Annotated in this window: 18 protein-coding genes; 7 read left to right on the top strand and 11 right to left on the bottom strand. The window is 63.6% G+C overall.

Annotated features, from left to right (window positions below; all coding sequences use genetic code 11):
• Positions 1 to 226: 226 nt before the first annotated feature.
• The 3 genes from glpA to glpC are packed head-to-tail and all read left to right on the top strand — an operon-like array spanning position 227 to position 4,249.
• Entirely contained in the window at positions 227 to 1,855 is a 1,629-nt protein-coding gene (glpA, locus tag AB8804_RS04050) for an anaerobic glycerol-3-phosphate dehydrogenase subunit A (protein ID WP_371183322.1), read from the top strand.
• On the top strand, positions 1,845 to 3,062 hold the full coding sequence (glpB, locus tag AB8804_RS04045) for a glycerol-3-phosphate dehydrogenase subunit GlpB (protein WP_371183320.1): 1,218 nt from the start codon (positions 1,845 to 1,847) through the stop codon (positions 3,060 to 3,062). Before glpA ends, glpB begins: the two co-directional genes overlap by 11 nt.
• Complete coding sequence (gene glpC / locus AB8804_RS04040) at positions 3,059 to 4,249, top strand: anaerobic glycerol-3-phosphate dehydrogenase subunit GlpC (RefSeq protein WP_371183318.1); 1,191 nt, start codon at positions 3,059 to 3,061, stop codon at positions 4,247 to 4,249. The genes glpB and glpC overlap by 4 nt, the downstream gene beginning before the upstream one ends.
• A 33-nt stretch (positions 4,250 to 4,282) precedes the next feature.
• Here glpC and AB8804_RS04035 read toward each other — a convergent pair whose 3' ends face one another.
• From AB8804_RS04035 to tctD, 4 genes are all read right to left on the bottom strand, one after another.
• Complete coding sequence (locus AB8804_RS04035) at positions 4,283 to 5,482, bottom strand: nicotinamide mononucleotide deamidase-related protein YfaY (RefSeq protein WP_371183316.1); 1,200 nt, start codon at positions 5,480 to 5,482, stop codon at positions 4,283 to 4,285.
• A 93-nt stretch (positions 5,483 to 5,575) separates the two neighbouring features.
• Positions 5,576 to 6,115 (bottom strand): YfaZ family outer membrane protein, encoded by a 540-nt coding sequence (locus AB8804_RS04030; RefSeq protein WP_371183314.1) that lies wholly within the window; start codon positions 6,113 to 6,115, stop codon positions 5,576 to 5,578.
• 127 nt (positions 6,116 to 6,242) lie between these two features.
• Positions 6,243 to 7,652, bottom strand: a complete 1,410-nt coding sequence (locus AB8804_RS04025; RefSeq protein WP_371183312.1) for a sensor histidine kinase — start codon at positions 7,650 to 7,652, stop codon at positions 6,243 to 6,245.
• Positions 7,639 to 8,313, bottom strand: a complete 675-nt coding sequence (gene tctD / locus AB8804_RS04020) for a transcriptional regulator TctD (RefSeq protein WP_371183311.1) — start codon at positions 8,311 to 8,313, stop codon at positions 7,639 to 7,641. Before tctD ends, AB8804_RS04025 begins: the two co-directional genes overlap by 14 nt.
• A gap of 257 nt (positions 8,314 to 8,570) precedes the next feature.
• Between tctD and AB8804_RS04015 the strand changes: the two genes are divergently transcribed.
• The 4 genes from AB8804_RS04015 (at position 8,571) to AB8804_RS04000 (ending at position 12,470) form a co-directional block, all read left to right on the top strand.
• On the top strand, positions 8,571 to 9,350 hold the full coding sequence (locus AB8804_RS04015; RefSeq protein ID WP_371183309.1) for a capsular polysaccharide synthesis protein: 780 nt from the start codon (positions 8,571 to 8,573) through the stop codon (positions 9,348 to 9,350).
• Between the two features lie 170 nt (positions 9,351 to 9,520).
• Positions 9,521 to 10,501, top strand: a complete 981-nt coding sequence (locus tag AB8804_RS04010; protein ID WP_371183307.1) for a Bug family tripartite tricarboxylate transporter substrate binding protein — start codon at positions 9,521 to 9,523, stop codon at positions 10,499 to 10,501.
• Positions 10,502 to 10,512: 11 nt separating this feature from the next.
• On the top strand, positions 10,513 to 10,944 hold the full coding sequence (locus tag AB8804_RS04005; protein ID WP_371183305.1) for a tripartite tricarboxylate transporter TctB family protein: 432 nt from the start codon (positions 10,513 to 10,515) through the stop codon (positions 10,942 to 10,944).
• 11 nt (positions 10,945 to 10,955) lie between these two features.
• A complete protein-coding gene (locus tag AB8804_RS04000) occupies positions 10,956 to 12,470 on the top strand; it encodes a tripartite tricarboxylate transporter permease (protein ID WP_371183303.1) in 1,515 nt (504 codons plus the stop codon).
• Here AB8804_RS04000 and menE read toward each other — a convergent pair whose 3' ends face one another.
• The 7 genes from menE to elaB form a co-directional block, all read right to left on the bottom strand.
• Entirely contained in the window at positions 12,471 to 13,832 is a 1,362-nt protein-coding gene (gene menE / locus AB8804_RS03995) for an o-succinylbenzoate--CoA ligase (protein WP_371183301.1), read from the bottom strand. It abuts the gene before it with no gap.
• A complete protein-coding gene (menC, locus tag AB8804_RS03990) occupies positions 13,829 to 14,794 on the bottom strand; it encodes an o-succinylbenzoate synthase (protein WP_371183299.1) in 966 nt (321 codons plus the stop codon). Before menC ends, menE begins: the two co-directional genes overlap by 4 nt.
• Positions 14,794 to 15,651: a 1,4-dihydroxy-2-naphthoyl-CoA synthase gene (menB, locus tag AB8804_RS03985; RefSeq protein ID WP_080328564.1), complete on the bottom strand. Its 858-nt coding sequence runs from the start codon at positions 15,649 to 15,651 to the stop codon at positions 14,794 to 14,796. The genes menC and menB overlap by 1 nt, the downstream gene beginning before the upstream one ends.
• The gene (menH, locus tag AB8804_RS03980; RefSeq protein WP_371183297.1) at positions 15,648 to 16,418 is read right to left on the bottom strand and encodes a 2-succinyl-6-hydroxy-2,4-cyclohexadiene-1-carboxylate synthase; all 771 of its coding nucleotides are present in this window, start codon (positions 16,416 to 16,418) and stop codon (positions 15,648 to 15,650) included. Before menH ends, menB begins: the two co-directional genes overlap by 4 nt.
• Positions 16,415 to 18,085 (bottom strand): 2-succinyl-5-enolpyruvyl-6-hydroxy-3-cyclohexene-1-carboxylic-acid synthase, encoded by a 1,671-nt coding sequence (gene menD / locus AB8804_RS03975; RefSeq protein ID WP_371183295.1) that lies wholly within the window; start codon positions 18,083 to 18,085, stop codon positions 16,415 to 16,417. Before menD ends, menH begins: the two co-directional genes overlap by 4 nt.
• Before the next feature lie 88 nt (positions 18,086 to 18,173).
• Positions 18,174 to 19,460, bottom strand: coding sequence for an isochorismate synthase MenF (gene menF / locus AB8804_RS03970; RefSeq protein WP_371183501.1), 1,287 nt, complete (start codon positions 19,458 to 19,460; stop codon positions 18,174 to 18,176).
• Between the two features lie 103 nt (positions 19,461 to 19,563).
• Complete coding sequence (gene elaB, locus AB8804_RS03965; RefSeq protein ID WP_112010369.1) at positions 19,564 to 19,869, bottom strand: stress response protein ElaB; 306 nt, start codon at positions 19,867 to 19,869, stop codon at positions 19,564 to 19,566.
• Positions 19,870 to 19,905: the final 36 nt, after the last annotated feature.

Here is a 19,905-nt window from a genome sequence, read left to right as displayed (position 1 = left end):
CAGGGGGGTCTTGTGCCCCAAACTCCAGAGAGGCGGCGATGTTAAGAAATCACGCTGATTGTTACTGTGAATCAACGCACAGATTGTTACAGAAATATGACAATATGCGCAAAATAGCGCATGAAATCACGTTTCATTTTCGAATAATGCTCGATTATGTTCGAAATCAAACAAACCACACTTTTAATGTGTCTAAATGGTAAAAAAACGAACATGAGGGAAGACAATGACAATTCACAATCCTCGCTACAGCGATGTGATTATCATTGGCGGTGGCGCAACCGGAGCCGGGATCGCCCGCGACTGCGCGCTCAGGGGCCTGAGCGTGACCCTGCTGGAGCGCCACGACATTGCCACGGGCGCAACCGGCCGCAACCACGGCCTGCTGCACAGCGGCGCGCGCTACGCGGTGACGGACGGCGAGTCCGCGCGCGAGTGCATCGCGGAAAACCAGATCCTCAAGCGCATTGCCCGCCACTGCGTTGAGCCGACGGACGGCCTGTTCATCACCCTTCCCGAAGACGACCTCGCGTTTCAGCAAACCTTTATCCACGCCTGCCGGGCGGCGGGCATTAGCGCAGAAGCCATCGATCCTGCCCTTGCGCGCCAGATCGAGCCTTCCGTTAACCCGGCGCTGATAGGCGCGGTGAAAGTCCCCGACGGCACCGTCGATCCGTTTCGCCTCACCGCCGCCAACATGCTGGACGCCCGCGAGCACGGCGCGCGCATCCTGACCGGGCACGAGGTCACCGGGCTTATCCGCGAGGGCAGCACCGTTCGCGGCGTCCGGGTATTCGATACGCGCTATCGCGAACACGGCGAGCTGTATGCCAGCGTCGTCATCAACGCGGCGGGGATCTGGGGGCAGCGCATCGCGGAGTATGCCGAACTGTCGGTCCGCATGTTCCCGGCGAAAGGGTCGCTGCTTATCCTCGACCACCGCATCAACAATCACGTCATCAACCGCTGCCGCAGGCCGTCGGACGCGGACATTCTGGTTCCCGGCGATACCATTTCGCTTATCGGCACCACGTCCACCCACGTTGACTACAGCGAGATCGACTACAACCGCGTGACCGCCGAAGAGGTCGATATCCTGCTGCGCGAGGGCGAAAAGCTCGCGCCCGTGATGGCGCAAACGCGCATTCTGCGCGCCTACGCGGGCGTGCGCCCGCTGGTGGCGAGCGATAACGATCCGAGCGGGCGCAGCGTCAGCCGCGGCATCGTGCTGCTCGACCACGCGGAGCGCGACGGCATGGACGGCTTTATCACCATTACCGGCGGCAAGCTGATGACCTACCGCCTGATGGCCGAGTGGGCGACCGATGCCGTCTGCCGCAAGCTCGGCAACAGCGAACCGTGCGTCACGGCGGAGCAGCCGCTGCCCGGCTCGCGCCAGTCCACCGAAAAAACGCTGCAGAAAATCATCTCGCTCCCCGCCCCGCTGCGCGGTTCGGCGGTTTATCGCCACGGGGACAGAACGCCGACGTGGCTCGGCGACGGGCGGCTGAGCCGCAGCCTGGTGTGCGAATGCGAGGCCGTCACCGCGGGGGAAGTGCAGTACGCCGTAGAAAACCTGACGGTCAATACGCTGCTCGACCTGCGCCGCCGCACGCGCGTCGGGATGGGCACCTGTCAGGGCGAGCTGTGCGCCTGCCGCGCCGCGGGGCTGCTGCAGCGCTTTAACGTCACCACCTCGGCCCAGTCCCTCGACCAGCTCAGCGATTTCCTGAACGAGCGCTGGAAAGGGATCCAGCCGATTGCCTGGGGCGACGCGCTGCGCGAAAGCGAGTTCACCCGCTGGGTCTACCAGGGGCTGTGCGGCCTGGAGAAGGAGACACACCGTGAAATTTGATTCCGTGATTATCGGCGGCGGCCTGGCGGGGCTGCTGTGCGGGCTTAAGCTCACCGAGCGGGGGCTGCGCTGCGCCATCGTCAGCCGGGGCCAGAGCGCCCTGCACTTCTCCTCCGGCTCGCTGGATCTGCTGGACGGACGGGTCGTCGACGCGCTGGGGCCAGAGCATCCCTATCGACTGATCGGCAGCGAAAATATGGCCAGGCTGGCGCATGAAACCGAAGCCCTGCTGGCGCGCTGCGGCGCGCGGATGCAGGGCAGCGCGGAGCACAATCACCGGCGCGTGACGCCGCTCGGCACCCTGCGATCCGCGTGGCTCAGCCCGGAAGAGGTGCCCGTCGCGCCGCTTAACGCCGGGCGCGTGCTGGTCGTGGGCATCAGCGGCTTTCTGGATTTTCAGGCGCATCTGGCCGCGGCGTCCCTGAGCCAGCGGGGAGTATGCGCCGAGGCGGCGGAGATCGATCTGCCCGAACTCGACGTGCTGCGGGATAACCCGAGCGAATTTCGGGCGGTGAACATCGCCCGGCTGCTGGATAAGCAGGAGAGCTGGCCGCGGCTGCTGGAGGCGCTAAGCCCGCTCGCCGAGCGCTGCGACGCGCTGTTTATGCCCGCCTGCTTCGGCCTGACGGACAATCGGCTCTGGCGCTGGCTGTCGGATCGCCTGCCCTGCTCGCTGGGCCTGCTGCCCACGCTGCCGCCTTCCGTACCGGGCATTCGCCTGCATACCCTGCTTCAGCGGCAGTTTATTGCCCAGGGCGGCGTGTGGATGGCGGGAGACGAGGTGAAAAAAATGACGATGACCGACAATAACGTGAGCGAAATCTGGACGCGCAACCATGAGGATATCCCGCTGCGCGCGCGCTATGCGGTGCTGGCAAGCGGCAGCTTCTTCAGCAACGGGCTGCTCAGCAGCCGCGAGGGCGTCCGCGAGGCCATTCTTGGGCTGGACGTGCGCCAGAGCGCGTCCCGCGCGGACTGGTATCAGAGTGACTTTTTCACCCCTCAGCCCTGGCAGCAGTTCGGGGTGATTGTCGATGGTCAGCTGCGCCCGCAGCGTGGCGGGACTCCGCTTAATAACCTCTACGCGATCGGCTCCCTGCTGGGCGGATACGATCCTGTCGCGCAGGGCTGCGGCGGCGGCGTCTGCGCGCTCACCGCGCTCTACGTCGCGGAACAGATTTGCCAGCGCGCGGAGGCGGAACAATGAACGAGACCCGTTTTGAAAACTGCATCAAGTGCACGGTTTGCACCACGGTATGCCCGGTCAGCGGCGTGAACCCGCGCTATCCCGGCCCTAAGCAGGCCGGGCCGGACGGCGAGCGTCTGCGCCTGAAGGACGGCGCGCTGTACGACGAGGCGCTGAAATACTGCATCAACTGCAAGCGCTGCGAGGTGGCCTGCCCGTCCGACGTCAACATCGGCGATATCATCCAGCGCGCCCGCGCGCGCTACGGCAAGAACAAGCCGACGCTGCGCGACGCCATTCTCAGCCATACCGACCTGATGGGCAGCGTCTCGACGCCCTTCGCGCCGCTGGTCAACGCCGCCACCTCGCTGAAGCCGGTGCGCAGGCTGCTGGACGCGACGCTCAAAATCGACCACCACCGCAGCCTGCCGAAGTACTCCCACGGCACCTTCCGCCGCTGGTACAAAACCGTGGCGGCAGAGCAGGCGCGCTTTGCCGACCAGGTCGCCTTCTTCCACGGCTGCTACGTGAACTACAACCACCCGCAGCTGGGGAAAGATCTGCTGAAGGTGCTGAACGCCATGGGCACCGGCGTGCAGCTGCTTAGCAAAGAGAAGTGCTGCGGCGTGCCGCTGATTGCCAACGGCTTCACGGAAAAGGCGCGCAGGCAGGCGAAAAGCAACGTCACGTCGCTGCGCGAGGCGATTGTCGACAGGGGCATTCCGGTGCTGGCAACGTCGTCCACCTGCACCTTTACCCTGCGCGATGAGTATCCGCACCTGCTGGACGTGGATAACAGCGGGCTGCGGGAACATATCGAGCTGGCAACGCGCTTTTTGTGGCGCAGGCTGGACGCCGGACAGGCGCTGCCGCTGAAGGCCCTGCCGCTAAAAGTGGTGTATCACACGCCGTGCCATATGGAGAAAATGGGCTGGTCGCTTTACACGCTGGAGCTGCTGCGGCTGATCCCGGGGCTGGAGCTGACGGTGCTGGACTCGCGCTGCTGCGGGATTGCGGGCACCTACGGCTTCAAGCGTGAAAACTACGAAACGTCGCAGTCCATCGGCGCTCCGCTGTTCCAGCAGATTGAGGAGAGCGGCGCGGACCTGGTGGTGACGGACTGCGAAACCTGCAAGTGGCAGATTGAGATGTCTACCAGCAAGCGCTGCGAACACCCCATCACCCTGCTGGCGAAGGCGCTGGCGTAAGCATTGCCGGGGTAAAGCGCCCCGGCAAACGCCTCATTCGACGAACAGCGATTCCACGACGTTAATCCAGCCGTGCTCGCTGGCCACCTCTTTGCCGCTGAGCCAGCGGCGCAGCATGTTGAGCGCCATCATCGCGCAGACCTCCTGGCGCACCGCCAGGCTATGGCGCGTAATGCTCATCCTGACCCGCAGCGCGTGGGTGCCCTCCGGCGTTGCCAGCGCAAAGTTAAGATGCTCGTCGTCCAGCCCGCCCACGAACAGCGCCAGCCCGGCAAAGTGCTTCACCCGGCGCTCGGACGCCCAGCGCGCGGTCTGCGCCAGCGTCTCCTGCTGGAACGGCACCACTTCGCTGGCCAGCAGCGGCGCAGCGGCGCGGGAAAGCTGGAGCGCCAGCAGCCCGCCGGTAAACTGTTCGCTGAGCGTCACGCTGAGCTGGCGGGCCTGAAGCGTCTGGGAAATCTGCGCGGGCAAGCCCTCCGTGCCTTCGAAGATCAGGCTCTCCCCGGCAACGCGCTGCACTTCCGGCCACAGCGCCAGCATCGCGGCCTTCTCGGTCGCGGGGCCGGTCAGCTTCAGCTCGATGATCGGCATCGAGGAGCGATAGCCCATGGAAACGCCGGGCGGCAGCTTCAGGTGGTCAAGGCTCTGGGCCAGATCGCTTTCCGAGCGGCCAAAGGTGGTCAGGCGCAGGCACAGCGGCGGTTCCGGCAGGGTAAAACGCGCGCGCAGGCGCGGGAGAATTTGCTGCTCGACCATCACCTTAAATTCAGACGGCACGCCCGGGGTGAAGAACATCAGGCAGCGGTTAAGCTGAACGGCAAACCCGCAGGCGGTGCCGACGGGGTTATCCACCAGCTCGGCGCTGGCGGGGATTTCCGCCTGCTTGCGGTTACTGGGCGCCATCACGCGGCCGCGCTCGGTGAAGAAGCGCTCCATCTGCGCCAGCCACGCCTCGTGGAGTACCAGCCCTTCGCCCTTCGCCGTTGCGGCGGCCAGCGCGCTGAGGTCGTCGCTGGTCGGGCCAAGCCCGCCGTTCACAATCAGCACGTCAGCGTGTTCGCTGCGCTCGCGCAGAATGTTCACCAGCGACTCAAGATTGTCGCCGACCGTGTTGCGGCGCGTTAGCGGTAATCCCTGCTCAAAGAATACGTCGGCAAGCCAGGCGGCATTGGTATCAATAATTTGACCGTGCAGCACTTCGTCGCCCGTGGATAGCATTTCCACATTAATCATTGTGTTCTCCCACTTCTATGGTCAAAACACTATAGCGCAATCGGGGAAGGGAGAAGCGATAAACTGGCGCGGCAGGCCGCCGCGCCGAAGCGATTAGAAACCGGCGCTCACGCCCACGTACGGGCCGTCGGCCAGCGCGTTGTCGCGGTTGCCGTCTTTACCCGCCAGGTTCAGATAGCGATAGCCCGCTTCGATAGTGATCGGACGCATGATGGTCCAGCGCGCGCCGGCGTTGGCTTCTTCATAGCTGTCGATGCCGCTGGAGAGCGAATCAGGCGAGTAGTAGTACTCGCCGAACAGGCCGAAGCTGTCGCCAAGCTTCCACTGCAGGCCGCCGCCCACTGCCGCCGCGTAGCCTTCGTCACCGTCGTTCGGGTTGGTGTAGATCCCTTTCCCGCCCACGGTCGCCAGGAACGGCCCCAGCGGAACGTTCAGGCCGAGGCCGAGGCTTGCCGCGTCGCCGTCGTCATCGTTATGCGTCCAGCCGCCGGTCATCGCCAGGCCGGAGGTTTCTGTGCCCATGCCAAAGCCCAGATGGGTGTAATCCTGGCCCGCCGAGCCGTTGAAGGAGATTGCGTTTGCCGCCGCCGACGCAAACATCAGGCCTAAGCCCAGTAATGCCACTTTTTTCATTGTCGTGTTCCCGCACAATAGAGAGAGAAATGTCCCAAAACCGCGAGATTTTAACCTGAGCCGTCAGGGGATCAAGCTCTCCGCGTGCGGCTGGCGATTTGATTGTAACGATTTGATTCTGTCCGCCTTATTCACTCTTCAGCACCCGCAGCGTGACGCACAGGCCGCCCAGCGTTTCGCTGCGCGAAAGCTGCAAATGGCTCCGGTGAAGCCGGGCGATGTCGCTCGCCAGCGCCAGACCAATGCCCGAGCCGGGCGCGTCGCCCACGTTATCCAGCCGGTGGAACGGCTGCATGGCCTGGTGCATCAGCGCCTCGTCGATGCCGGGGCCGCTGTCCTCCACGCGAAGCTCAACGGCATTGCCATCGGCGCGCAGGAAGACCGTCACCACGCCGTGCTCTGGGGTGTATTTGATGGCGTTCTCCAGCAGGTTGGCGCACAGTTCGCCCAGCAAAACCTCATCGCCCTCGATCGTCACGGGCCGCTGAGCGCCGTCGTAGCCGAGATCGATCTCCTTGCTGCGCGCCTGCGCCAGCCGGGAAAAGCAGCCGTTCTGCACCACCTGAACCAGGTCGACGGGCGCAAACTGTTTCTCGCCCTGCTCCTTGCGCTTGACCGCGGAAAGCTGCAGCAGGCGCTCGGTTAACAGAATGGTGTTATCGAGCGTGACGTTGATCGCCCGCAGGCTCTCCTGCCAAAGCGCGGGGTCGTTGCGCGTCAGGGCGACGGAGACCTGCGTTTTCAGCACCGCCAGCGGCGTTTTCAGCTGGTGAGACGCGTCCGCGCTAAAGCGCGCCTGGCGGGATAAGACGCCGCGCAGCCTGTCGATATAGCGGTTAAAGGCCACAATCAGCAGCCGCGTTTCGGACCACGGCAGCAGCTCCGGCAGCGGCGCCAGCAGCCCCGGCTCGCGGCGTACCATCAGTGACGAGAGCTGGCGCATCGGGCGCAGCACGCGCCGCAGCAGCCAGGCGGTGAGAATCAGCGTCAGCAGCACCAGCAGGCCTTGAGACACCCACGACGAAAAGAGCAGCTGGCTGGCAAGATAGCGGCGAGACTGCAGGGTTTCCGCGACGTAGATTTCCGCCATGCCGACAATATTCCCCTCGTTGATCGGCTGAAGCAGCCTGGCGACGCGGATGGCCTGCCCGCGGTACTCGGTGTGATAAAACCACGCCAGCGCCGGGTAGAGGGCGGTGCGCGAGGTGGAGGGCGGCATTTTCGGCAGATCGTCAAAGCCGGAAATCACGCGGCCTTCCGGATCAACCACCTTGTAGTAGAGCCGATCGTTCATGTTCAGCTCGAAGCTGTCGAGCACCACCCAGGGTACGTTCACCTCCAGCCTGCCGTTGTGAACCACCAGCCGCTCAGACACCGTTCGCGCCGACGAGAGCAGCGTGCGGTCGTAGGCCTGCGTCGCCGCCTGCAGCGCGCTGACGTAGCTGTTAAACGTCGATAATCCCCAAAGCAGGAGCAGCGGCAGCCCCAGAAAGAGCAGCAGCTGCATATACAGCGACTGCGGCTTAGCCCACCTCATCGCCGCACTCCAGCACGTATCCCAGGCCGCGCAGCGTGGTAATGCGCACCCCGCTGCCGCTCAGCTTTTTGCGCAGGCGGTGGATATAGAGATCGATGCTCTCCGGGCTTACGTCGTCGTTAAGGCTAAACACCTGGTCGAAAAGCTGCTGGCGCGACACCGGGCGCGTCCGGCGGTGCATCAGCACCCTGAGCAGCGACAGCTCGCGCGGGGTCAGCGAAAGCGGCTCGTCGCGCAGGAGAAAAAAGCCGTCGTCATCGTACTCCAGCTCGCCCAGCCGCTGGCGCTCCTGGGTGCGCCCTTCGCTTCTGCGCAGCAGCGCGCGCAGGCGGGCGTCCAGCTCCTCCAGCTCAAACGGCTTCGGAAGATAGTCATCCGCCCCCGCGTTGAGCCCTTTCACCCTGTCCGCCACGTTGCTGCGGGCGGTCAGAAACAGCACGGGCAGCGTCTGCCCGCGCTTTCGCAGGCGCTGCACCACCTCCAGCCCGTCAAAGCCGGGCATGCCGATATCCAGAATCGCGACCGCGTAGTCCTCGCTCTGCAGCAGACGATCGGCCCCGCGCCCGTCGCTCACGCAGTCCACGGCAAAGCCGCCCTGCACCAGCGCTTTCTCAAGCCAGTGCGCCAGCTCGCGATTATCTTCCGCAAGTAAAAGACGCATTCTGTTGCATCCTCCTGTTTTTAGTCCTTTTAAGGCTGCGATCGACCGGCTCAGGGCGGGTTAAACGTCAGGCTCTGCTCACAGGAAAAGAATGCCTTTATGTTACATTTTTGCAACATGCCGCACTGGGTTCTGCGGACGGCTTAACACAAAACCGCATCGGACAAGCGGCCATACGCCCAAAATTCTTCCTCGCGGCTTAAGAACGGGCGTGAAACCGTCGCTCTTGTTCGCCATACGTTCCCGGAATAATTCAGATGAAAATTTATACTTATTGGGTGGATCGCGACGCTGTCGGCATGCCCGCCTATATCAAAATGTGCATGCACACCTGGCAGTTAAAAGCGCCAGGCGTCAGCGTAGAAATCATTAACCACGGAAATATTCATCAGTATCTTCCTCCCGGCCTGCTGACGCCCTCCTTTTATCAGCTCTCGCTGCCCATGCAGTCAGACGTGGTGTCCGTTTGGGTGCTTCTTTCACGAGGCGGACTCTTTATGGATGCCGATACCCTCATGACGCGCGATCTTTTTAGCGACGCCATATTCCCGACGAATGCGTTTTCGGCCTTTGGCTATCCGCAGAAAAAAAGTATCCACCTGGCGGTCATGTCTTCGCCCGAGCCGAATAACCCGCTCCTGGCCCACTGGGCAGAGCGCATCGCCAGACGCCTGGCGCAGCCGCTTCCCGAGCCGCTGCCGTGGGACTACGTCGGCAACGGTATTGTCGACGCGCTGCTGAAGGATGAGCAGTACGCCAACGCTCACCGCATTATTGATGCCGCCACCAGCGGCAATATTCTTGAGATAACCAACGCAAAAGAAACGGCCTACTATCGATATCTGGATTTTTACTTTTCCGAGCCAAAAGAGGATGTTGAGCATATCCTCAGCGGCGCCCGGTGCGGTTTGATTTCACTGCACAATTCCTGGACGCCGGACGCGTATAAAAAAGCGGGCGTGGCCGACATAGCCAGCACGAAAGAGACGCTGCTGCTCTCTACGATCCTGATGCACCTGTGTGAAATCGATCGCTAAATAGCCGCGCCTCGCCAGACGATAAGCGACGCACATCACATCCTGTAAACCTCATCCGGCATTGAAAGGGAAATGAAAGGTTGACGCGTTAACAATCACGCAACGGAATCACTACAAGGTGATTCACATAATCAGACTGTCGATCTGAACCCGTAGCGTGAGGAACAACGATGAAAACGCCTTTACTCTCTACCCTTGCTGCAGCCCTACTGATGATGGGCGCGCCCGCCGCCCTGGCGCAGGACGCGCCGTCGCGCACCGAATGTATCGCCCCCGCCAAGCCGGGCGGCGGCTTCGACCTTACCTGCAAGCTGATTCAGGTCAGCCTGCTCGAAACCGGCGCTATCGAAAAACCGATGCGCGTCACCTACATGCCCGGCGGCGTGGGGGCGGTGGCCTATAACGCCATCGTGGCGCAGCGCCCTGCGGAAGCGGGCACGGTGGTCGCCTTTTCCGGCGGCTCGCTGCTGAACCTCTCGCAGGGCAAATTTGGCCGCTACGGCGTGGACGACGTGCGCTGGCTGGCCACCGTCGGCACCGACTACGGCATGATCGCCGTGCGCGCCGACTCGCCCTGGAAATCCCTGAAGGACCTGCTGACCGCGATGGAAAAAGATCCAAACAGCGTGGTGATTGGCGCGGGCGCCTCCATCGGCAGCCAGGACTGGATGAAGGCGGCGCTGCTGGCGCAGCAGGCGAAGGTCGATCCGCACAAGATGCGCTACGTGGCGTTTGAGGGCGGCGGCGAGCCGGTGACGGCGCTGATGGGCAACCACGTTCAGGCGGTCTCCGGCGACCTCAGCGAAATGGTGCCGTACCTGAGCGGCGATAAAATTCGCGTGCTGGCGGTCTTCGCGGATGAACGCCTGCCGGGCGCGCTGGCGAACGTCCCTACCGCCAAAGAGCAGGGCTACAACCTGGTCTGGCCGATTATTCGCGGCTTCTTCGTCGGGCCAAAGGTGACCGACGCGGAATACCAGTGGTGGGTGGACGAATTCACCAAGCTTCAGCAGACCGACAACTTCAAAAAGCAGCGCGAGCTGCGCGGCCTGTTTGAATTTAACCTCAACGGCAAGCCGCTTGATGAGTACGTCAAAAAACAGGTGAGCGATTACCGTGAGCAGGCAAAAGCCTTTGGTCTGGCGAAATAAGCGGAGGCACGATGAGCGATCGTATTTTTGCCGGGATCTGGCTTTTGCTGTGCATTGGCGGGCTGTTCATCGCCTGGCAAATCCACAGCGAATACAGCTACGAACCCGTGGGGCCTCGCCCCTTTCCGATGGGCATTGTTGGCCTGATGCTGCTCTGCGCTGTCGCCCTGCTGCTGCGCCATCCCGACACCGTTGAGTGGCCGCCGAAGCGCATCCTTCAGCGCCTGCTGGTGATGGTCATCATTCTCCTGATGTACGCGTGGGGCTTCGAGTGGCTCGGCTTTCCGGTGGCGACCGCCGTTCTGACCGTGGTCATCGGCATGCTGTTTAACGCGACCCTGCCCGCGGCGGGGATCTCGGGCGCGGTGCTGGGGCTTTTGCTGTGGTACGCCTTCGATCGCCTGCTGGACGTAACGCTGCCTCTCGGCGCATGGCTTAACTAACGGAGTTCGCTATGGATACCTGGATCTACCTCTCTCAGGGGTTCGCCGTGGCGATGACCCCGGAAAACCTGGTCATCGCGCTGATCGGCTGCTTCGTCGGCACGATCGTCGGCCTGCTGCCCGGCCTCGGGCCCATCAACGGCGTGGCGATTCTGCTCCCGCTGGCGTTCGCCCTGCACCTGCCCGCGGAGTCCGCGCTGATCCTGCTGGCAACGGTCTATATCGGCTGCGAGTACGGCGGGCGCATCTCGTCGATCCTGCTCAACGTGCCCGGCGACGCGGCGGCGATCATGACCGCGCTGGACGGCTACCCGATGGCGCAGCAGGGGCGCGGCGGCGTGGCGCTTTCCATTTCTGCCGTCAGCTCGTTTTTCGGCTCGCTAATCGCGATCGGCGGCATCATCCTGTTTGCCCCCGCGCTGGCCGAGTGGTCGCTGGCGTTTGGTCCGGCGGAATATTTTGCACTGATGGTTTTCGCCATTGCCTGCCTCGGCAGCATGATGGCGCAAAACCCGCTGAAGTCGTTCTTGTCCGCGCTGATTGGCTTAGGGTTAGCCACCGTCGGCGTGGATGCTAACACCGGGGTTTATCGCTTTACCTTTGACAGCGTTCACCTGTCCGACGGCGTGCAGTTTATCGTCGTGGTGATTGGGCTGTTCTCCGTCTCAGAAATACTACTGATGCTGGAACATACCAGCAGCGGGCAGACGCTGGTGCGTAAGACCGGCCGAATGCTCTTTAACGTTAAGGAGGGGGCGCAGTGCGTGGGCGCGACCCTGCGCTCGTCGGTGATTGGCTTCTTCGTCGGCGTGCTGCCCGGCGCGGGGGCGACCATCGCCAGCGCCATCACCTACATGACCGAGAAAAAGCTGAGCGGCAACAGCGACAGCTTCGGCAAAGGCGATATCCGCGGCGTGGCGGCACCGGAGGCGGCGAATAACGCGTCGGCCTGCGGCTCGTTCATTCCGATGCTGACGCTGGGCGTGCCGGGTTCCGGCACCACGGCGGTGATGATGGGCGCGCTGACGCTCTACAACATCACGCCGGGCCCGGCGATGTTCACCGAGCAGCCGGATATCGTCTGGGGCCTGATCGCCGCGCTGCTGATTGCCAACGTGATGCTGCTGGTGATGAACATCCCGCTGATTGGGCTGTTTACCCGCATGCTGACCATTCCGCTGTGGTTCCTTGTACCGGCCATTGCGGCGGTCTCGGCGGTGGGGGTGTATGCGGTTCACAGCACCACCTTCGACCTGGTGCTGATGGTGCTGCTCGGCGTGCTGGGCTATATCCTGCGCAAGATGCACTTCCCGATGTCGCCGCTGATTTTAGGATTCGTGCTGGGGGAAATGCTGGAGCAGAACCTGCGCCGCGCGCTCTCGATCAGCAACGGCAATATGTCGATTCTGTGGCAGAGCGGCGTGACGAAGGTGCTGCTGGGAATGGCGATTATGGTGATCGTGGTGCCGCCGGTGCTGCGCCTGCTGCGTCGCCGCCAGCGTAGGGCGCAGCCCGACATCGGCTAGCTAGCCTTTCAGCTGCGCATTAACCCACTGCCTTAACGCCTGGCGGGAGATTTTAATCCCGCCGGTTTTCAATTCCGGGGGCAGCACCAGCCAGCGCACCGGCTGCTGAAAGCGCGCCAGCTTATCCTTGACCCACTCCGGCAGCCGCGCAACGTCCGCTCCCGGCTCGCATTCCACCACCGCCACCGGGCGCTGGCCAAATTCGGCGTCGTCCAGCGGAACGATAAAGACCTGGCTAATCTGCGGGTGCGCGGCAATCACGCGCTCCAGCGCTTCGGGCTGAATGCCCTCTCCTCCGCTGAAGAACAGATTGTCCATGCGTCCGAGCACCGTCAGGCGGCCGCCGTGAAGCTCGCCGCGATCGCGGGTGGCAAACCAGCCTTCGGCGTTCACCAGCGGCAGCAGCGCGCCGTCCCGCCAGTAGCCCGCGGCCATGCTTTTCGCCTTCAGCCAGATTTCGCCTTCCACGATCCGCACCTCCCTGCCCGGCAGCGCCGCGCCGACGTCGGCCTCACCGTCCGCCTCTTTGGCGCACACCGTCGAGGCAAACTCGGTCAGGCCGTAGCCGCAGAACGTGCGAACGCCCTTCTCCCGCGCCGCAAGGGTCAATTCGACGGGAATCGCCGCTCCGCCAAGCAGCACCGCGCCGAGCGCAAGCGGGCAGTCGGCGTTCAGCAGGCGCCAGAGCTGCGTCGGCACCAGCGACGCGTGCGTACAGCCGCGCAATGCCTGCTCCAGCGGCTGCTTCTCGCGCACGGTTAAGCGCGCTCCCGCCCGCAGCCAGCGCCACAAAATGCCCTGGCCGGAGACGTGAAACAGCGGCAGCGACAGCAGCCAGTCGTCATCGGGACCGTACGGCATCAGCGCCAGCACGCCCTCTGCGCTGGCAAGGTGAGCGGCACAGGTATGCACCGCCGCCTTGGGCAGGCCGGTGGAGCCGGAGGTTAACGTCATGGAGGCGAGGCGATCGGGGTTCCACTCCGCGCCGTGCGCGCCGGAGGCCGCGCTCAGCGACAGCGCCGCAAGCCCGTCGAACGCGCCGTCCAGCACCAGCGCAAAGCGCAGCGTCATCTGCGGGAGCAGCACGTCCAGCAGCGGGCGCGGAAGCTGCGGGTTTACCGGAAGAATGCGCGCCCCGCACTGGAGCAGCGCCAGCCACGCCAGCAGCGCGCGCGGATGGTTGTGGGCGAGCAGCATCACGCCGTCGCCCTCCCTCACGCCCTGCTGGTGAAAGCCGCGTGCGAGGCCGTCAATCCGCTCGCACAACTGCTGCCAGGTGAGCGTTTCATCGCCTAGCCGCAGCGCGGGTTTCTCCGCCCGCCGCGCGCGCCAGTGCCGCCAGGGCCAGTCGGTAAAGCTCATAGCAGCGGCTCCAGCGCCTCGGCGTTAAGACAGGGGAGCGCGCTCTCAGGCCAGCGGCGAACCAGCTGCGCCTGCATCAGGCTCAGCGTGTCGAGGCCCGGAACGGTATCCGGCGTGAGCCACGCGGCGACGCGCGCCAGCTGCGTGAGCCCGAGGCTGGATTCGATAGACGAGCTGATCACCGCCGTCATCCCCAGCGCGTGCGCAGCGGCAACCTGCTCGCGCACCTTCTGAAGGCTGCCGGTGAGGGTCGGCTTGATGACCACCGCGCTCACGCCCGGCTCGGCGACAAACTCAAAGTCGGCCTCGCGCAGGCTTTCATCCCAGGCAATCGCAATCCCCGTTTCGCGGGCAAAGGCGCGGGACGCTTCGCGCGTTTTGCACGGCTCTTCGAGAAACGCGATGCGGCTGCGGTACGCGGGAATGACGTATTTCGCGAACTGCTGCGCCTTGAGCGGCGTCCAGGCGCGGTTCGCGTCCAGGCGCAGGCGCAGGTCCGGAATGGCTTCGAGCAGCAGGTTAGCCACCATGCCGTCGCGAACGGCTTCGTAGAGGCCGACCTTGATTTTCGCCACCTTCTCGCCGGGCATGGCGGAAAGCAGCGCAAACAGCTCGTCCGGATCGCCCGTGCAGAGCGGCGCGGCGCGATAGTTCGCCGCATCAGGCAGCGTACCGTCCAGCTCCGCCAGCGCGCAGCTGATGCCGAAGGCAGTGGAAGGCAGGCCCGGCAGCGCTGGATTAACACCCTCTCGCCACGCGCTCGCCCAGGCGAGCAGCGCCGCCTGAGCGTCATCCAGCGACTCCAGGCTGAAGCCCGGAAGGGGCGAAACCTCGCCCCAGCCTTCCCGCTCGCCCACCTGAAGATGGACAAAGAGTCCGTCACGGGTTTTTAACCGCCGATCGCGCAGCACCACGCCCGCGTCCATCGGTATCTGCCAGCGGTAAACCTGCGCGCGACGCATTACGGGTTACGCTTGTATTTGCTGAAGTCCGGCTGGCGCTTTTCGTTGAACGCGTTGCGCCCTTCCTGACCCTCTTCGGTCATGTAGAACAGCATGGTGGCGTTACCCGCCAGCTCCTGCAGGCCTGCCTGGCCGTCGCAGTCCGCGTTCAGGGCCGCCTTCAGGCAGCGCAGCGCCATTGGGCTGTTTTGCAGCATTTCGCGGCACCAGCGCACGGTCTCTTTTTCAAGATCGGCAATCGGCACCACGGTGTTGACCAGGCCCATGTCCAGCGCTTCCTGAGCGTTGTACTGGCGGCACAGGAACCAGATTTCGCGGGCTTTTTTCTGCCCGACGATGCGCGCCATGTAGGACGCACCCCAGCCGCCGTCGAAGGAGCCGACTTTCGGCCCGGTCTGGCCGAAGATGGCGTTTTCCGCTGCGATGGTCAGGTCGCACATCATGTGCAGCACGTGGCCGCCGCCGATGGAGTAGCCTGCCACCATCGCCACAACCGGTTTTGGACAGGTGCGGATCTGGCGCTGGAAGTCGAGCACGTTCAGGTGATGCGTACCGGCATCGTCCTGGTATCCGCCGTAGTCGCCGCGCACCTTCTGGTCGCCGCCGGAGCAGAACGCCTTATCGCCTTCGCCGGTCAGGACGATGACGCCGATATTGTCGTCGTAGCGCGCGTCCGCCAGCGCCTGGATCATCTCCTTCACGGTCAGCGGACGGAACGCGTTGCGCACCTGCGGACGGTTAATGGTGATTTTGGCAATGCCGTCGGCAGATTTGTGATAGCGAATATCGGTGTAGCCTTCGGAGCAGTCTTGCCATTCAACCGGGGCGTAAAGCATGTGTTCATCAGGATAGATCATAGAGTGTCCTTTATTCGAAGACGCAGTATCTGAGCCAGACAGGACGCGACCGCTTCGGGGTTTTCCCGATGGGCGTTGTGTCCGGCGTGAGGAATAACATGGCGAGTGGCGTTCAGCTCCGCGGCGATTGCCGCAAACTTTTCGTCACGCTCACCGTACAAATAATCGAAGTCCCGCCCCCACAGCGCGGGGCGTAAATCGGGCTGAGCGCCGAGCGACGTCGCTTCCAGCATATCGGCCAGATGCGCGCCGCTGTTCAGGCTGCGCAGGGCAATCAGCTCCCGGCGCTGGGCCTCGGTGAGCGAGGCGAAAACCGGCTGCTGGTACCAGTCGGCGAAAACGTCGGCCAGCGGTTCGGTGCGAAAGCGCGCTGCCCAGCGGCGGTCAGAGGCCAGGCGAGCCTGACGCGAAGCCTCATCCGTCAGGCCGGGATGACCGCCTTCAACAACCCAACCGCACAGCCCCATCGGGCGCTGGCAGGCGTGAACCATAGCTATGCGGCCGCCGAGGGAGTACCCCACCAGCCAATAGTTAAGTATGTTGTAAATAAGCAGGGTTCTGGCAAGCAGATCGCTCACCGCATCGAACCCGCTTGCGCTAATCCCCGCAGAGGCACCGTGCCCCGGCAGGTCGAGATACAGCCGGGGATAATCGCTCAGCGACGCCCCAACCGTCTGCCATTCGCGGCAGTCGCCGGAAAAGCCGTGCAGAAAAACCAGCCAGGGGTAGCCCGGCTTTCCGCGCTGCTGCACGCCCCCGAGGATCACAGGTGGCTCACCTGCGCCAGCAGGTTTTGCAGGGTCTGCGCGCCGTCGGCCTCGTTCACCACCAGTTCGATCAGCGTGGCGCCGGGCTGACGCCAGGCGCTGGCCATGGCGGCGTCCAGGTCGTCCCAGCTTTCCGGGCGGTGATACTTCAGGTTAAACATCGCCGCCGCGTGCTCGAACTGCACGTTCTGCGGCATCAGGTAGAAGCGCTCGCGCTCGCTTTGCGGCGTCGGCAGCAGGGAGAAAATCTGCCCGCCATTGTTATTCACCACGATCAGCACAAACGGTGCCGAAACCTGGCGCAGCAGCGCCAGCGCGTTGAGGTCGTACAGGGCGGAGAGGTCGCCCACGATCGCCAGCGTCGATTTCGCGCTGCCGCGCTGAACGCCCGCCGCGGTAGAGAGGAGCCCGTCAATGCCGCTCGCGCCGCGGTTGCTGTACACCGGATAGCCGGCAGGCAGCTTCGAGAAGGCGTCAATCAGGCGAACCACCAGGCTGTTGCCGACGAACAGCTGTCCCTGCTCCGGCAGGTAGTGACGAATGCGGTGCGCCAGCTCCGCCTCGCCGAAGCCGTCGCAGTGTGCTTTGGTCAGCTCCCACGCCTGGCGAGAAAGTTCAGGCACGTCGACCGCCCACGGGCTGCGTTTTTCAGCCGGATGCAGCTCAAGCCAGCTTTCGATGTTGCTGACCAGGCGGCGGCCGCGATGGTGCGCCGGGTCGAGCCGTCCTTCCAGCGGATCGACCAGCCAGTACTCCTCCGGCGCGCAGGTCGCCTGCCACTGGAGCAGACGCTTGCCGGTGAGGCTTGAGCCAAGCTGGACCACAATCTGCGCCTGCGCGAGTTCCGTTACCGCCTTCGCGTTCCCCAGCCAGAGGTCGGCGCACGGCAGCGGTTGGCCGGTCTGTGAAAGCACGTCGCCAATCAGCGGCCAGCCCAGCGTTTTCGCCCACTCCGCGGCCAGCCTGCCCTCCGCGGCGCTCATGCGCCCGGCAATCACCACGCCGCGCTTTTGACGCCAGAAGAACCAGTCGCGCTGCTTCGCGCTTTCAAGATGCGTGTGTTCGCGCAGCCACGGCTTTTCGCTCTGCCACCAGTCGCCGAGGGCGTTCTGCCACGCCAGCCCGGTGTCGTCCATCTCGCCATACAGCGGCTCGGCAAACGGGCAGTTAACGTGCAGCGCGCCGCTGCGCAGCGATCCCATAGCGTGATCGAGCGTCGAAACAAGCCAGCTTGCGGGAATGTCCTGCGTCGGGCGCGGAAGCGAAACGGTCTCTGAGGGGTGCGTCGCGAAGATGCCCGGCTGGCGAATCGCCTGGTTGGCGCCGCAGTCAATCAGTTCGGGCGGGCGATCGGCGGTGAGCAGGATCAGCTTTTCGCCGGTTAATCCGGCTTCGATGATCGCGGGATACAGGTTCGCCACCGCCGTGCCGGAGGTGACAATCACCGCCACCGGCGCTCTGCTGACCTTTGCCAGCCCGAGAGCCAGATGGCCGAGGCCGCGCTCGTCAAAATGGGTGTGGTGAATAAATGCCTTGTTCTCCGCCGCCGCCAGGGTGAGTGGCGTGGAGCGAGAGCCCGGCGCAATGCACACGTGCCTGACGCCATGGCGGGTCAGGGCTTCAAGGATCACCGTCGCCCAGCGTCGGTTAAACGAACTTACTGACATGAGATTGTCCAGTATCAAGAATACGACACAGTATAAATAATAGAAAAAATGGGTATTTTGATATGAATCGGGAATGCGCGATTCAGTATTAATCCCTAAGGAGCAATGAACGCAGGCCCGCGGCTTTATTTTCGATCTCCTGCCACTCCTGTTCGGGGTCGGAACCGCTCACGATCCCCGCCCCCGCATACAGGCGCAGCGCCGCGTCGCGCACGCGCGCCGAGCGCAGGGCCACGCAGAACTCGCTTTGTTGGCGCGACAGGTACCCGGCCGATCCGGCGTACCACTCCCGATCGAACGGTTCGTGGCGCTGGATAAATTCCCGCGCGGGCTGGCGCGGCAGGCCCGCGACCGCCGCGGTCGGCTGCAGCATGTGCAGGCACAGCTCGTCGTCGGGCTGCCGGAGCTCGGTCCAGATGCAGCGGCGCAAATGCTGCACCTTGCGCAGGCGCATCACCTGCGCGGGCAGCACTTCCAGCGTCCGGGTATGCTGCTGCAGGCGCTGGCAGATATCCTCTACCACCAGCATGTTTTCCCGCTGGTTTTTATCATCGTTCATTAGCCAGTCGCCGAGGCGCTGGGCCTGGCTATCGTCGCTGTGGCTGGCGACGGTGCCCGCCAGCGCTTCAGTGCGCAGCAGCGTGCCGCGCCTGCGCCACAGGCGCTCCGGCGTGGAGCCTAAAAACGCGTTTCCGGCGTCAAACGCCATGCAGAAATGATAGCAGTTAACGTTCAGCGCGCGGCTGGCCGCCATCAGCGAGACGGCATTTATCGGATGATTGAAGTGCAGATCGGTGGCGCGGGCCAGCACGACCTTTTCAAAATCGCCCTGGGCAATGGCGTCCGTGGCCCGGCGTATCAGGTCGAGCCATTCAGGGCGCTGCGGCAGATGCGTTTCGCGCTGCACCTGCACCGACAGCGCAGGAACAGGCCTGGCGTCGAGAAGCTGCGCCAGGAATGCCAGCGCGCGGCGCGCGTCGTCCTGCAGGGAGGTGTCGCTCCACAGCTGCAGGCGCAGCGTGGCGACGCCTGCCGTGCGCTGCCACAGCAGGCGCGGCAGGAAAAGATTGCCCTGTTCAGGATTAAACGCGTTAAGCCCGCAGATGCGGGTGCTGTCAGGCGCGTCGTGGGAGTGCAGAAAACGGGAGGCGTCGGCCAGGGAGCCGAAGTGCGCGACGGCACCGAGCCCGGCAAGTTCTTCATCGCCATTGCGCTGCTGCCAGTAAAACTGCGGGTAGCAGGCCTGTGAGCCGAGCCAGGCCAGCGGGTCGAAGGCGTCGTTTAACGGGAAAGAGACATCGAAATGATGCAAACCGGGTAAAGCGGGCAACGCTTGCGCAAGCTGGCTGCGCAGGCGTTCCAGCGCGATGGACATCGAAAGCACGCGGACCTCTCCCTGTAAAACCTCGCATTATACGGGGTACTGACCATAAAAAGCAGTACCCACGTATAGGGAGTGGTTAACCTTGCGCCATCGCCTAGCGGCGGGCCAGCAGCAACCCTAACACCAGACCGACGGCGGCTCCGGCGCCAATGCCCTGCCACGGTTTTTCATGCACGTAGTCATCGGCGCGATACACTGCTTTTTTGGCGCGATAGTAGTAGTTGTCGGACGCGTGGCTGACGCGGTTTTTCACCTCGTGCAGCGCATTTTCTGCGCGCGCTTTCAGCTCAATGTATTTTTGGTCGGCAGGATCGCCGGAGGAACGCAGCACCTCTTCCAGCGTTTCGCTCAGCAGCGCCAGGTCGTCATCGATGCGGGTATCCCATGATTGAAATGACATATTTTTCTCCATGATTGTTTACCAGTTCGCTAACTA

This window comes from Enterobacter sp. KBR-315C3_2022, from assembly GCF_041399425.1.
Taxonomy (GTDB): domain Bacteria; phylum Pseudomonadota; class Gammaproteobacteria; order Enterobacterales; family Enterobacteriaceae; genus Enterobacter.
The sequence above is the reverse complement of the archived record's forward strand: the minus strand, read 5'-3'. Positions and strand labels throughout refer to the sequence as shown.

Bases quoted from the DNA above. Each gene is read 5' to 3' on its own strand.
- glpA (WP_371183322.1), top strand. From the start codon at position 227: ATGACAATTCACAATCCTCGCTACAGCGATGTGATTATCATTGGCGGT.
- glpC (WP_371183318.1), top strand. From the start codon at position 3,059: ATGAACGAGACCCGTTTTGAAAACTGCATCAAGTGCACGGTTTGCACC.
- AB8804_RS04035 (WP_371183316.1), bottom strand. From the start codon at position 5,482: ATGATTAATGTGGAAATGCTATCCACGGGCGACGAAGTGCTGCACGGT.
- AB8804_RS04030 (WP_371183314.1), bottom strand. From the start codon at position 6,115: ATGAAAAAAGTGGCATTACTGGGCTTAGGCCTGATGTTTGCGTCGGCG.
- AB8804_RS04025 (WP_371183312.1), bottom strand. From the start codon at position 7,652: ATGAGGTGGGCTAAGCCGCAGTCGCTGTATATGCAGCTGCTGCTCTTT.
- tctD (WP_371183311.1), bottom strand. From the start codon at position 8,313: ATGCGTCTTTTACTTGCGGAAGATAATCGCGAGCTGGCGCACTGGCTT.
- AB8804_RS04015 (WP_371183309.1), top strand. From the start codon at position 8,571: ATGAAAATTTATACTTATTGGGTGGATCGCGACGCTGTCGGCATGCCC.
- AB8804_RS04010 (WP_371183307.1), top strand. From the start codon at position 9,521: ATGAAAACGCCTTTACTCTCTACCCTTGCTGCAGCCCTACTGATGATG.
- AB8804_RS04005 (WP_371183305.1), top strand. From the start codon at position 10,513: ATGAGCGATCGTATTTTTGCCGGGATCTGGCTTTTGCTGTGCATTGGC.
- AB8804_RS04000 (WP_371183303.1), top strand. From the start codon at position 10,956: ATGGATACCTGGATCTACCTCTCTCAGGGGTTCGCCGTGGCGATGACC.
- menE (WP_371183301.1), bottom strand. From the start codon at position 13,832: ATGAGCTTTACCGACTGGCCCTGGCGGCACTGGCGCGCGCGGCGGGCG.
- menC (WP_371183299.1), bottom strand. From the start codon at position 14,794: ATGCGTCGCGCGCAGGTTTACCGCTGGCAGATACCGATGGACGCGGGC.
- menB (WP_080328564.1), bottom strand. From the start codon at position 15,651: ATGATCTATCCTGATGAACACATGCTTTACGCCCCGGTTGAATGGCAA.
- menD (WP_371183295.1), bottom strand. From the start codon at position 18,085: ATGTCAGTAAGTTCGTTTAACCGACGCTGGGCGACGGTGATCCTTGAA.
- menF (WP_371183501.1), bottom strand. From the start codon at position 19,460: ATGTCCATCGCGCTGGAACGCCTGCGCAGCCAGCTTGCGCAAGCGTTG.
- elaB (WP_112010369.1), bottom strand. From the start codon at position 19,869: ATGTCATTTCAATCATGGGATACCCGCATCGATGACGACCTGGCGCTG.